The sequence below is a fragment of the Candidatus Reidiella endopervernicosa genome (assembly GCF_013343005.1).
GTDB lineage: Bacteria > Pseudomonadota > Gammaproteobacteria.
In genome coordinates this window covers 2914152-2925912 of the sequence record NZ_CP054491.1, presented here as the reverse complement: position 1 = coordinate 2925912, position 11761 = coordinate 2914152, and the positions used below count along the sequence as shown (strand labels likewise).

At 55.7% G+C, this 11761-nt stretch carries 14 protein-coding genes; 4 read left to right on the top strand and 10 right to left on the bottom strand.

Translation table 11 applies throughout. The annotated features are described in order from the left end of the window. Positions 1 to 19: 19 nt before the first annotated feature. Together HUE57_RS15865 and HUE57_RS15860 are read right to left on the bottom strand one after the other, a co-directional pair. The gene (locus HUE57_RS15865; RefSeq protein ID WP_078483424.1) at positions 20 to 361 is read right to left on the bottom strand and encodes an HvfA family oxazolone/thioamide-modified RiPP metallophore; all 342 of its coding nucleotides are present in this window, start codon (positions 359 to 361) and stop codon (positions 20 to 22) included. A gap of 241 nt (positions 362 to 602) precedes the next feature. Beyond that, the gene (locus HUE57_RS15860; RefSeq protein WP_078483425.1) at positions 603 to 1034 is read right to left on the bottom strand and encodes a DUF1841 family protein; all 432 of its coding nucleotides are present in this window, start codon (positions 1032 to 1034) and stop codon (positions 603 to 605) included. Positions 1035 to 1219: 185 nt separating this feature from the next. Between HUE57_RS15860 and HUE57_RS15855 the strand changes: the two genes are divergently transcribed. The 4 genes from HUE57_RS15855 (at position 1220) to HUE57_RS15840 (ending at position 3446) form a co-directional block, all read left to right on the top strand. Then, positions 1220 to 1657: an MCP four helix bundle domain-containing protein gene (locus HUE57_RS15855; RefSeq protein WP_174673510.1), complete on the top strand. Its 438-nt coding sequence runs from the start codon at positions 1220 to 1222 to the stop codon at positions 1655 to 1657. Next, positions 1600 to 2490 carry a GGDEF domain-containing protein gene (locus HUE57_RS15850; RefSeq protein WP_174673509.1) on the top strand — a complete coding sequence of 297 codons (891 nt, stop codon included), beginning with the start codon at positions 1600 to 1602 and terminating at the stop codon, positions 2488 to 2490. The genes HUE57_RS15855 and HUE57_RS15850 overlap by 58 nt, the downstream gene beginning before the upstream one ends. 85 nt (positions 2491 to 2575) lie before the next feature. Further along, positions 2576 to 2839, top strand: a complete 264-nt coding sequence (locus HUE57_RS15845) for a DUF211 domain-containing protein (protein ID WP_078483427.1) — start codon at positions 2576 to 2578, stop codon at positions 2837 to 2839. Beyond that, the gene (locus HUE57_RS15840; protein ID WP_236725666.1) at positions 2808 to 3446 is read left to right on the top strand and encodes a VIT1/CCC1 transporter family protein; all 639 of its coding nucleotides are present in this window, start codon (positions 2808 to 2810) and stop codon (positions 3444 to 3446) included. The genes HUE57_RS15845 and HUE57_RS15840 overlap by 32 nt, the downstream gene beginning before the upstream one ends. 11 nt (positions 3447 to 3457) lie before the next feature. Here the strand turns inward: HUE57_RS15840 and nth are convergent, their stop codons facing one another. The 8 genes from nth to rsxA all read right to left on the bottom strand — a co-directional run bounded on the left by nth (position 3458) and on the right by rsxA (position 11366). Beyond that, the gene (nth, locus tag HUE57_RS15835; protein ID WP_078483429.1) at positions 3458 to 4093 is read right to left on the bottom strand and encodes an endonuclease III; all 636 of its coding nucleotides are present in this window, start codon (positions 4091 to 4093) and stop codon (positions 3458 to 3460) included. A gap of 80 nt (positions 4094 to 4173) precedes the next feature. Further along, entirely contained in the window at positions 4174 to 6009 is a 1836-nt protein-coding gene (locus HUE57_RS15830) for an ATP-binding protein (protein ID WP_135622126.1), read from the bottom strand. 201 nt (positions 6010 to 6210) lie between these two features. Next, entirely contained in the window at positions 6211 to 6903 is a 693-nt protein-coding gene (locus HUE57_RS15825) for an electron transport complex subunit E (RefSeq protein WP_078485070.1), read from the bottom strand. Next, the gene (gene rsxG, locus HUE57_RS15820; protein ID WP_078485071.1) at positions 6896 to 7534 is read right to left on the bottom strand and encodes an electron transport complex subunit RsxG; all 639 of its coding nucleotides are present in this window, start codon (positions 7532 to 7534) and stop codon (positions 6896 to 6898) included. The genes HUE57_RS15825 and rsxG overlap by 8 nt, the downstream gene beginning before the upstream one ends. Before the next feature lies 1 nt (position 7535). Then, the gene (rsxD, locus tag HUE57_RS15815; protein WP_078485072.1) at positions 7536 to 8570 is read right to left on the bottom strand and encodes an electron transport complex subunit RsxD; all 1035 of its coding nucleotides are present in this window, start codon (positions 8568 to 8570) and stop codon (positions 7536 to 7538) included. Further along, the gene (gene rsxC / locus HUE57_RS15810) at positions 8567 to 10240 is read right to left on the bottom strand and encodes an electron transport complex subunit RsxC (protein ID WP_078485073.1); all 1674 of its coding nucleotides are present in this window, start codon (positions 10238 to 10240) and stop codon (positions 8567 to 8569) included. The genes rsxD and rsxC overlap by 4 nt, the downstream gene beginning before the upstream one ends. After that, positions 10237 to 10782 (bottom strand): electron transport complex subunit RsxB, encoded by a 546-nt coding sequence (rsxB, locus tag HUE57_RS15805; protein WP_078485074.1) that lies wholly within the window; start codon positions 10780 to 10782, stop codon positions 10237 to 10239. The genes rsxC and rsxB overlap by 4 nt, the downstream gene beginning before the upstream one ends. Before the next feature lie 2 nt (positions 10783 to 10784). After that, a complete protein-coding gene (gene rsxA / locus HUE57_RS15800; protein WP_078485075.1) occupies positions 10785 to 11366 on the bottom strand; it encodes an electron transport complex subunit RsxA in 582 nt (193 codons plus the stop codon). Positions 11367 to 11761 lie beyond the last annotated feature (395 nt).

Below are 11761 nucleotides of genomic sequence, written 5' to 3'. Positions count from 1 at the left end.
TCGCTCACGATGCAGTGCCTTACTTGTTACCGCCGCACTTCGCCTCGCCACATTTACCTTCACCGCTCGCCTTGGCCGGTGCTGCAGCCTTGTCACCGCCGCATGAACCCTCTTTGCCGGCCTTATCACCGCCACAGGAGCCCTCTTTGGCCTTATCGTCAGCCTTGGCACCTCCACACTTCGCCTCGCCGCATTTGCCCTCTTTACCGGCGTGGTTGTCAGCAACCATGTAGCCGCTTGAGAGCTCGGTCATCTGGAAGGGATTCTCAGCCGCGTTAGCCATTGGTGCTGCTGCCAGACTGACTGCAAAGGCGGTACCGAGTGCGGCGATAGTGTTTTTGTGCATTTTGTTGTTCGACATGGTGACTCTCCAAGTTTGTGTATACGTTCCGTTATTAACCGACTGTTATTGTCGGGATATTCGGGGTTGACGTCTAGTTGTGCCTTGAACCTGTAACAACTCTTCACAGAGTGAGCCGTTATTAGCCGCTCTGGCGTGTCTCTACAGATTCATGTGGCCTCGGAGAAAAAGACCTGTGGGGAATTCAGATTATTTCACTGCGGTATGAAAAAATATTAATAATAGTTATAACTTGCTGAATTTATGTATTAATTTTCTTAATGCATTCAAGGTAGGAAACATCGTCGGGTGCGGTGCCACTCTGTTGGGCGTGGAATAGTGCGTCGCCGAGGCACTCCATCATTTTGTGCTCAACGTCATGGGCATCGCTCGCCTTTGCCAGTAAAGCTCGATAGAGGGCACCAATTCCCGCCGGACGATCGGTGGAGACCTGCTCATGCAGGGCGATATGCATTCCCATATGCAGAAAGGGATTGTCGACGCCCATGCCGAGCGGTGCCTCGTGCTGCAGAGCACTTTCAGGATCATCGAGTAGCGTCTGGTACTCGGGGTGTTTAACGATGGTCTCGGCGAGTATCTGCTCCATCGGTTCGAGAGGTTCGCGCGACTGATGTTTACGCCATACTTCACAGTAGAAGCGGCGCATCTGATCCCGGTCTTGACCGAATAACATGATAGTTAACCTGAAAATTGTAATGAGGGTGTGGATTTTAGCAGAGGAAGATTTCTCTGAAAGGTAGAAAATGATTTTGAAATAATAACGTTGGTATTGTCGGGTTATGTGGCTGATTTTGAAATAGAAGTGGAATAGGTCTATGCTTCGCTGATCATTAAATAATAATAAGCACGGTTTCTGATATGGATCGTCGTAGGCGTTACACCTCAAAAATTATCTGGTTCGGTTTTTCCATCGTAATCGCAACGATGGCGGCCTTCGCCACGACCGGTATCCACTACCTCTCCGACTCGAAAAAGAACTTCACCCGTGTTGTTGCTCAACACAATGTGCAGATCCATGTAATGAGTGAGTTCCTGCGTCTGGCCAGAGAGCGCTCTTTGACGCTGCAGCATATGTTTATGACCAACGATCCATTCGATCTTGACGATCACCGAATGCTGATGAGTGATATCGCGCAGGATTATCTGCAAATGCGAGAAGAGGTTCTGCAGACCGATCTCGATGAGGAGGAGAGTGAACTGCTAACCGCACAGCACGTGCAGACCAGTATTACCGGAAGGTGCAGAATCAGATCGCCGAATTGCTCATCGATGGTGAAATCGAACCTGCCAAGATGATCTTCTACAACGAAGCGATTCCGAGTCAGGAGAAGGCGATGTCGTTGATGGGGGAGTTCATCGCACTACAGCATATCCACAACAGTATGGAGCTCTCACATACCAGCCGCGAGATCGAATTTGAGAAGAAGGTGATCGCTGCACTGCTCGTCTTTGGTCTGGTGATCAGCTTTATTATCGCCTCCCGCGTGGTGGCGAAGATCAATAAAGAGATCGAGCAGCGTAACAAGATCGAGAACGAGCTTGAGGAACGTGTTGAGCGTCGTACTCGGGAGCTGACCTATCTCGCTTCGCACGATTCTCTGACTGAACTGCCCAACCGTACGGTATTTAATGAGCAGCTGGGAAACTCGATTCAACAGGCGAAACGCTATAAGAAGTGTTCAGCGCTGCTGTTCCTCGATCTTGATGGATTCAAGGCGATAAACGATGGGTATGGTCACGCTGCTGGTGATTATGCGCTGCGCGAGGTTGCAGCAAAATTGAAACATATTATTCGTGGTTCCGATGTGCTGGCGCGAGTCGGTGGTGATGAGTTCACCATTATCCTCAACGATGTGAAGGAAGAGAGTAACGCAACGCGCATCTGTGAACAGGTGATCGAGTCGCTTAACCAACCGATCGATTTTTCTGGTCTCAATCTGCAGCTGGGTGTCTCAATCGGAATTACCTTCTTCATGAATGACCGACGCTCTGCCGACGAACTACTCACCGAGGCGGATGATGCGATGTATATTGCTAAAGATCTGGGTAAAAATCGCATGCAGATCTCCAAGCATGCCGACCGTGAGTCCAATGTTCACCCCTTCCCGGGTGAACGATCCAACGCCTAAGCTGGGAATTCTTTATTCCCCACGAACTTGCCTCTGCCGAGGTAGTGAACGAAACTTTGTTTATCTACCCGTTTTGGAGAGTCTGATGTCCCGCGTTCAAAGAGTCATTCTCGATGTGCTCAAACCCCATCAACCCAATGTGCTCGATTTCGCTCGTGCGATTGCCGCTATCGGTGATGATTACCGGGTCGATGTACGGGTGATTGAGGTCGATGAGAACACCGAAACGCTGCAGGTCGAAATCGAAGGAAGTGATATCGATTTTGAAGCGGTAAATGTGGCGATCAGTGAAAACGGCGCCTCACTGCACAGTATTGATGTTGTCTCGGTGGCTAGCACCACTGAGTAGTCGAAAGCCGATTACCCGCTCATTCATCATGGTTACGCTACAGCAGCTTAAAACACTTCTTGCCATCTCCCACTCTGAGGAGATCATGCGTCGCTATTTTGTGGTTAACGGTTTTGATGGTGCGTTGGCGATACTCGGTCTGATGATGGGTTTTTATGTCAGTGAACAGGTTGAGCTTGCGGTGGTGATTACCTCCTGCCTGGCCACTGCTCTGGCGTTGGGTATGAGTGGCATCTCCAGCGCCTATATCAGTGAAGCGGCGGAACGTCGCCGTGCCTTGATGAAGTTGGAGGAGGCGATGGTGACCTCACTCGATGAGAGTCACCATGCGCGTGCAGCGATGCTGATTCCGTGGTTGGTGGCACTCGTCAATGGAATGGCTCCATTGATATTTGCACTGATTATTATTTCGCCGCTGTGGATGGCGCGGAGCGGTTTGGTGCTGCCCGTCGACGCGCTACCGATGGCTATGGGCGTTGCGATCTCGATTATCTTTTTGCTCGGCGCCTTTCTTGGCCGAGTCGGAGGGACCTTCTGGCTCTGGAGTGGTCTGCGCAGTATCGCTGTGGCGCTGCTGACGGTGGGTCTGATCTATCTAATTGGATGAGTGTCGCGGCCTCAATCGAGGTTCTTATCCTTAAATTCACACAGGTCTTCGATAATGCAGCTACCACAGCGCGGTTTGCGCGCAATACAGGTGTAGCGTCCGTGCAGAATCAGCCAGTGGTGGGCATCCTGCATGAACTCCGCGGGAATAAACTTCAGTAGTTTTTTCTCGACCTCGACGACATTTTTTCCCGGCGCGATCCTGGTACGGTTTGAGAGTCTAAAGATGTGGGTATCGACGGCCATGGTTGGATGGCCTAAGGCGGTGTTGAGTACCACGTTGGCGGTCTTGCGCCCGACCCCCGGTAACGCCTCAAGTGCGGCACGATCTTCCGGTACTTCACTATCGTGCAGCTCGATCAGCATCTTGCACGCCTTGATCACATTCGCCGCTTTGCTGTTAAACAGACCGATGGTCTTGATGTAGTGCTTCAGTCCCTCTTCACCCAGCGCATAGATCGCCTCCGGTGTATTGGCGATCGGATAGAGTTTTGCGGTGGCCTTGTTAACACCCACATCGGTTGCCTGTGCCGATAGGATTACGGAGATCAGCAGCTCAAAGGTGGAGTCGTAATTGAGCTCAGTGGTCGGGTGGGGATTGTTTGTCTGAAAGCGTGAGAAGATCTCGTGCCGTTTCTGCGGATTCATGACTGCGCCGATTACTATTACAGCTCGTCATTATCGGTGATGCAGGATGAAATTTCGAACCCTGGTAGGTGGGCGCTGCGCTACGCTTCACCGAGAATATCGTCAACAACGCGGAACACCTCGGCAACGTTGATCGGCTTGGTCATGTAGTAACGAAAACCGGCCAATTTTCCTTTCTCAATATCGCCGGGCATGGCGCTTGCGGTGACAGCAATCACCGGTATGTTGCGTGTCGATTCGTCCTTCTCGAGTACCGCCTTGACCTCAAAGCCGTGCATGCCTGGCATGCTGAGGTCCAACATGATCATCTGTGGGCGGTGTGCCTGGGCCAGCTCAATTCCGAGAGAGGGTTGCTGGGCTGTGATCAACCTGAGATCGGGGCGACGTTTAAAGAGGTGCTCCATGAGTAGAACATTGGATGGATTATCTTCGATATAGAGTACGGTTTTAAGCGCGTCACTCTCCTCGTCTTCGATCGAATGGGAGGTTTCATCAGAAGAGGATTCATCGGCCGCTACGGGTTGATCACTAAGTGGAGTCTTGAACCAGAAGGTGCTGCCGCTGCCGGGTGTGCTATCGACGCCAAGCTCACCATCCATCAGCTCTACCAGCCGTTTGCTAATCACCAGTCCAATGCCGGTTCCCTCAACCTCACTCACCTCGGCATGTAGCCGGTGGAATGGCTGAAATAGCTGTGCCTGCTCATCTTGGCTGAGCCCATCCCCGGTATCGGTGATGCGTATCCCTCCCGTTTGTTCATTCGCTCCGTAGTCGATGGTGACTCGTCCCCCATCACGGTTGTACTTCACGGCGTTGGAGAGCAGGTTGACGATCACCTGTTTGAGGCGCACCCGGTCGCCGATTACGGCAGGGCAGAGGGCGTTGCCGTTTCGGAGCTCGATCTCAATGCCGCGTGTTTTGGCCAGCGGTGAGATGAGTGTGATGCACTCATTAATTAGCCTTCTGCAATCAATCGGCGATAGCGATAACTCCATGCGACCGGACTCGATTCGAGACAGATCGAGTACTTCGTTGATCAGCTCCAGTAGGTGGTGGCTGGCACGGGAGACCTCATCAATGCTCTCATCAATGACGCTGTCCTTATTGTCGAGCTGCATAATCTGGGTAAAGCCGATAATGGCGTTGAGAGGGGTGCGCAGCTCATGGCTCATGCGCGAGAGAAAGTCGGATTTCGCTTTGTTGGCGCTCTCGGCCTCAAGTTTCTCTTTCTCCAGGAGCTTGGCGTGCTCCTCATCAATGGCGCGTTTACGGCGCTGTCTGACTATCAGAGTGATACCGCCCAGGCCGAGTAGCCAGACGGCGGAGTGAGTAACCATCATTGCACGGCTATTGGCCGAGCTGCTCTCTATATAGGGCTGTAGTGGAATCGCGACACCAACACCGCCGCGAAGATCGCCCTCCTTAAAGCCGAGGTGTCCATGACACTTCTCGCAACCCTTTTGCATATACATCGGCTTCATCAGGCGCACGTAGGGCGCGTTATCGATCTCGGCAACGTCCGCTACTTCACCTATACCACGTTCGAATGAATCGAGCGCCTCCAGCTCCCATGCATCGGCCTTGTTGTTTGGGTTGAGTAGGATCTTGCCGGTGATCTTGCCCTTGATGCCGTAGAGTTCGGAGTACTCATCCATCATCTGTCGCAGCATGTAGGCGGGATTCATCAGCGTCAGCTCAACGCCATCGGTGGTGGTGAGGTCACGATCGGGTAGATGGGCTAGATAGGGGCTGCGCGGGGTGCGTTCATCGGGGCGGACATAGACGCCGCCATGCAATGTTCCCCAGAGGCGAAAGGCCTGATCCTTATTAAAATTCTCTCGCGCTGCGATAGAAGCAAGTTCGATCGCCATCTGCTGCTGATGGGCGAGATTCCATGCGATAGAAGTACCGATCACGACACTCCACGCCAGCACTGCCAGCCAGCCAGCTTAAGCGGGCTATGGTGTAGCGGTTTGTCGGTTGCTCTGATTTTTCATGCACACCTCTACGAGTGTGTCGCTTCAGTTATATCCGGGCATAGCGGTATGGTATTGATCAAAATAGAGACAAAAAGCAGGGTTATTGCAGAGGGGGGTTGAAAGGGGGGCTACGCGCCTCTACTGACCCTCATCGAGGACGATACGCTGTGAGCTGAGGACACGCTTGCTATCGGCAATGCGTTTATCGATGACGTTTTTCACTGCAATCAGCAGGCCGAGGCCAATAAATGCACCTGGAGGAAGAATGGCGAGCAGGAAGCCGCGGTAGTCCTCAATCAGTGTGATCTGCAGTGCACGTGCACCTTCGCCAAACATCAGGTGTGCCTGGGCAAACAGGGTGCCCTGGCCGACCGCCTCGCGTAGACCGCCGAGTAGGACCAGTACCAGAGTGAAACCGAGTCCCATGGTGAGACCGTCGACAAAGGCACGTGGCAGGTTGTTTTTGGAGGCAAACGCCTCGGCGCGACCGATGATGGCGCAGTTGGTGACGATCAGTGGAATGAAGATGCCGAGAATCTTGTAGAGGTCGTGGAAGTAGGCGTTCATCGATAGCTCTACGGTGGTGACGAATGAGGCGATGACCAGTACGAAGACGGGAATGCGTACCTCGGGACGGACCCAGTTGCGGATTGCCGAGACGGTCAGGTTGGAGGCGATCAGTACCAGTGTGGTGGCAATACCAAGCCCCAGTCCGTTGACGAAGGTGGAGGTGACCGCCAGCAGCGGACAGAGCCCTAGCAGCTGTACAAAGGCAGGGTTGTTCCCCCAGAAGCCGTCGTAACTGATCTTGCCGTAGCCGATATCAGCCATTGTCTGTTGTCTCCTGCTGCGGCAGTGCGAAGAGCGTGTCGCGGTGGTCTCTGAAATATAGCAGGCTCTGTTTGACCGCATTGACCACGGCCCGTGGGGTGATGGTGGCGCCGGTGAACTGGTCAAACGCACCACCATCCTTCTTTACGCCCCACTGTTTGATTGCGGGGTCGGAGAGAGAGCGACTATTAAAGCCAAGCACCCAGTCGGAGCGCTCGACCTCGATGCCGTCACCCAGTCCGGGTGTCTCACGATGGCTGAGAATGCGCACCCCGGCCAGGGTGCTGTCGTGGTTGATCGCCACCAGCAGCTTGATGGTGCCGTTGTAACCGTCGGGTGCGATCGGGGTGAGCACTACCGCGACGGCTTGAGCACCGCTGCGGGCGCGGTAGGCGGTGTGGGGTTCGTCATTACCGAGGAGCGGATCGATCACCGCTACGGTGTCGGTAAAGATGTCGTTGTCGTGGCTGCTGGGGGGGATCAGCGCGTGGATCGATTTCAGGAGCGCCTCACGCTCGTTAGCGGCGATACGCTCCTGGGTGCCGGCGTGGGTCAAGGCGACCAGTCCGGTGCCAACCACGGCAAACAGGGCCAGCAGTAGCATGGTGCCGATGATGTGACGGAACAGCATCTCAGCGTCCCCCCTGACCAAATACACGCGGACGGGTGTAGTAGTCGAGCGTGGGAGCGGCCATGTTCATCAATAACACGGCGAAGGCGATGCCGTCGGGGTAGCCACCCCAGGTACGGATGATGTAGGTGATCAGTCCGATACCGATACCAAACAGTAGACGGCCACGCAGCGTGGTGGCGGCACTGATCGGATCGGTGGCAATAAAGAAGGCACCGATGATTGCGGCACCGCTGAAGAGGTGGAACAGCGGCGAGGCGTAGCGGCTGGCATCCCCGAGCCAGAAGAGGGTGGCGATGAGGGCCAGTGCACCGAGCAGTCCGGCCGGGATGTGCCAGCTGATGATGCGTTTGTAGAGCAGCCAGAGACCGCCGAGCAGGTAGGCGGCTGCCAGCCACTCCCACCCCTTGCCACCGAACTCACCAAACAGCGGTGATTGGCTGATGGCCGCGACACTCTGCTCCAGGCCGACACCGGTCTTGATCGCATCAAGTGGGGTGGCGGTGGTGAGTGCATCGAGGCCGAGTGTGGCGGGTAGTGTGCCGCCGAAGCTATAGCTCAGGGTCTCGACGAGTGAGAGACTTACCGTTGCCAGCTCTTGTGGTGCGGGCCAGCTGGTCATCTCGAGAGGGAATGAGATCAGCAGTACCACGTAGCCGACCATCGCTGGGTTGAAGGGATTAAAACCGAGACCACCGTAGAGCTGCTTGGCAAAGACGATGGCAAACAGGGCACCGACAGCAGCCAGCCACCAGGGGGCGAGGGCGGGTAGTGCCAGCCCGAGCAGTATTGCGGTGAGCAGGGCGCTGCAGTCAGAGAGTGCGGGTGCGAGTGGACGGTTACGCAGTAGTAGTATGGCGGCCTCAGCACCGAGGGCAAAGATGGATGCGACAGCAATATTGATCAGCACGCCCCAGCCGAAGAACCACCAGGCGGTCGCAATGGCAGGCAACAGTGCATAGATCACCTGACGCATTAGCGCGTTGAGTTCACCGGTCGAGGGTGTGTGTGGGGAGCTAGCGGTGGCGAACTTCATGATTGCCCCTCTCCTTTAGTATTCGGTTGTTGCTCCTGATCGCGCATGCGTTGACGACGGGCATCGGCCTCGTCGATGGCGCGCTGCTGCTCCGGGGTCAGGTTGTCGATGTTCTTTGGTTTGTTATCGCCGCCGTGTTGTTTGGCGCGTACCCGATCCAGTGCCGCCTGGATGGCCGCCTGCTTGCTATCCTTCTCATCCTTTTTGTCACTACCACTCTCTTTCGCCTTCAGCGCCTCACGCTTCTTGCGCAGCTTCGCTTCACGCTCCGCTTTATCGCGTGCCTGTCGCTCCTGGCGTGCCTCATGGCGCTGACGGGCGATGTCGGCCTTGCCGCGTTCACGCTCCTGCTCCCAGATCTCATTCTTGGCGTAGCGGTAGAAGTGGACCAGCGGAAGATGGCTGGGGCAGACGTGTGAGCAACAGCCACACTCGATGCAGTCGAACAGGTTGTAGTCCTGCACCTTCTCAAAATCGTTGGCCTGTGCGTACCAGAAGAGCTGCTGCGGAAGCAGCTGTGCAGGGCAGACATCGGCGCATGCGCCACAGCGGATGCAGGGCCGTACCGACTGTTCAGTGGCCGGAATACGGGTGAGCAGAAAACAGTTGGCGGTTTTGATTACCGGTACTTCGTCGCTGTGGATGGCAATGCCCATCATCGGCCCCCCCATCACCAGCCGTTCTGCCTGTTCGGTGTAACCGCCGCACGCCTCAATCAGTGATTCAATGGGTGCTCCGAGCGGTACGATCAGATTCTGTGGTTGAGCAACACCTTCGCCAGTCACGGTGACGATGCGAGAGATCAGAGGTTGGTCCTGGATGACGGCGTCAAAGACGCTCGCGGCAGTGGCGACGTTATGGCAGACGATGCCGAGGTCGATCGGCAGACCGTTCTGCGGTACCTCCCTGCCGGTGATCACCTTGATCAGCTGCTTCTCGCCACCGGTTGGGTAGCGGATTGGGATCATTACCAGCTCGACATTGCTGCAACCGCAGCCGTGCAAGGCGGCTCGAAGAGCGGCGTAGGCGTCGGGTTTATTCTCTTCAATGGCGATAATGACCGTATCGGCGTGCAGCGCGTGGGCCATGATCTGGGCGCCCTCAAGTACCGCTTCGGGGCGGCTGCGCATCAGCATGTCGTCGCAGCTGATATAGGGTTCGCACTCAGCTCCGTTGATGATCAGGCTGTCGATCGAGGTGCGTGCGCCGGGGTTGAGTTTGATAAAGGAGGGGAAGCCGGCGCCACCCAGTCCGACGATACCGGCCTGATGAATCTTCTCGCGCAGTTCGGTGGGATTGAGACTTTTATGGTCGCTGACAGGGTTGCGATCCTCGATCCAGCGATCCTCGCCATCGGTTTCGATGGTGATAGCCGCTGCGCTCATTCCCGATGGGTGAGGGACTGCCGCCATGCCGATGGCAGTAACAGTTCCCGAGCTGGGTGCATGTAGCGGCGCGCTGACGTAGGCACCCGCGTCGGCGATCTTCTGCCCCTTGAGTACCTTGTCGCCCACCTTGACCAGTGGTGTGGTTGGTTCACCGATATGCTGCTGCAGCGGGATGGTCAGCTGCCTGGGCAGCGGCAGCGTGGCAAGTGGACGTGCGGTCGAGATCTCCTTCTCATCAGGCAGGTGGAGACCTCCGTGGTATGTCCAAAGCTTGCGGCTCATGAATCCACCTCGTGCTCGGGCAGCGGCCACTTCCAGTCGCCGATCTCACGCTCGAGTGGTTCCATGTCGATGCACTCGACTGGACAGGGGGGGATGCAGAGTTCGCAGCCGGTGCACTCGCTCTCGATCACGGTGGTCATCTGTTTGGCAGCGCCGAGGATGGCATCGACCGGACAGGCCTGGATGCAGAGGGTACAACCGATGCAGATATTCTCATCGATGACGGCGACCATCTTCCCTTTGTGCTCGCCGTGCTCCTCGTTGAGTGGCAGCGGATCGCGGCCGAGCAGGTCGGCGAGGGCAACAATGACCGATTCACCGCCGGGGGGGCACTGGTTGATCGGCGCCTCGCCGTTGGCAATCGCCTCGGCGTAGGGACGACAGCCGGGAAAACCGCACTGGCCACACTGGGTCTGTGGCAGGATCGCATCGACCTGATCGACCACGGGGTCGCTCTCGACCTTGAAACGGATTGCGGAGTAGCCGAGCAGCAGTCCGAACAGGGCGGCCAGAGTGCCGAGCGCAAGAATCGCCGTCAGCATCGTTACCCCTTAACCAGTCCGGAGAAGCCCATAAAGGCAAGTGACATCAGGCCGGCTGTAATCAGTGCGATGGCGGCACCCTGGAAGGGGGCCGGGACGTCGGCAACGGCCACACGCTCACGGATCGCAGCAAACAGTACCAGCACCATTGAGAAGCCGATGGCGGCGCCAAAGCCGTAAACCGCCGACTGCAGGAAACTGTGCTGCTCCTGAATGTTGAGCAGCGCCACGCCGAGTACGGCGCAGTTGGTAGTAATCAGTGGCAGGAAGATGCCGAGTACCTGATAGAGCAGCGGGCTGGTCTTGCGTACCACCATCTCGGTGAACTGCACCACCACTGCAATCACCAATATAAAGGTGATGGTGCGCAGATACTCAAGCCCGAGCGGTGCGAGCAGAAATTCGTTGGCCAGATAGGAGCAGATCGAGGAGAGGGTTAATACAAAGGTGGTAGCCAGCCCCATACCGGTGGCGGTTTCCAGCTTGCGTGAGACACCCATGAAGGGGCAGAGCCCCAGAAACTTCACCAGCACGAAGTTGTTGACCAGGATGGTGCTGACAAGAATGAGCGCGTATTCGGTCATGGAGGGTCTGTGTTTGGAACGGTTTCCCAGTATGGATGGTGGGGCGCAACCGCTCAAGCAATCACGCCTCAATCGGATGGAGATTCTACAGAAATTCAGGGCTTCAGTTAACACCAAAGAGGTATCTGGTGTACGGCAAATAATTCGTTTGATTTGGTTCTTCGTGAATGCCGTTGTGTCGCTTCAAATTCTGCCAGCTGTGACGCTTCCTGCAAATAAGGGTGCTGACACTGTGCTGCCAAACGACAGTCTAGTTATGACACTAAGTTGGTCGATGAATGGTGACAGTCAGATATCGATGTTGGGAGGCTATTAACGCGAATGCTCTGTTCGACACAGGCGATTCGGCTCGACACCTCCCCTCAATACAAGAGGGAGATTTGCATCAGTATTGG

Coding starts and splice junctions, on each gene's coding strand:
- HUE57_RS15865 (WP_078483424.1), bottom strand. CDS start 361: ATGTCGAACAACAAAATGCACAAAAACACTATCGCCGCACTCGGTACC.
- rsxC (WP_078485073.1), bottom strand. CDS start 10,240: ATGAGCCGCAAGCTTTGGACATACCACGGAGGTCTCCACCTGCCTGAT.
- rsxD (WP_078485072.1), bottom strand. CDS start 8,570: ATGAAGTTCGCCACCGCTAGCTCCCCACACACACCCTCGACCGGTGAA.
- HUE57_RS15855 (WP_174673510.1), top strand. CDS start 1,220: ATGGATCGTCGTAGGCGTTACACCTCAAAAATTATCTGGTTCGGTTTT.
- rsxB (WP_078485074.1), bottom strand. CDS start 10,782: ATGCTGACGGCGATTCTTGCGCTCGGCACTCTGGCCGCCCTGTTCGGA.
- HUE57_RS15840 (WP_236725666.1), top strand. CDS start 2,808: ATGTTGTCTCGGTGGCTAGCACCACTGAGTAGTCGAAAGCCGATTACC.
- rsxA (WP_078485075.1), bottom strand. CDS start 11,366: ATGACCGAATACGCGCTCATTCTTGTCAGCACCATCCTGGTCAACAAC.
- nth (WP_078483429.1), bottom strand. CDS start 4,093: ATGAATCCGCAGAAACGGCACGAGATCTTCTCACGCTTTCAGACAAAC.
- rsxG (WP_078485071.1), bottom strand. CDS start 7,534: ATGCTGTTCCGTCACATCATCGGCACCATGCTACTGCTGGCCCTGTTT.
- HUE57_RS15825 (WP_078485070.1), bottom strand. CDS start 6,903: ATGGCTGATATCGGCTACGGCAAGATCAGTTACGACGGCTTCTGGGGG.
- HUE57_RS15860 (WP_078483425.1), bottom strand. CDS start 1,034: ATGTTATTCGGTCAAGACCGGGATCAGATGCGCCGCTTCTACTGTGAA.
- HUE57_RS15845 (WP_078483427.1), top strand. CDS start 2,576: ATGTCCCGCGTTCAAAGAGTCATTCTCGATGTGCTCAAACCCCATCAA.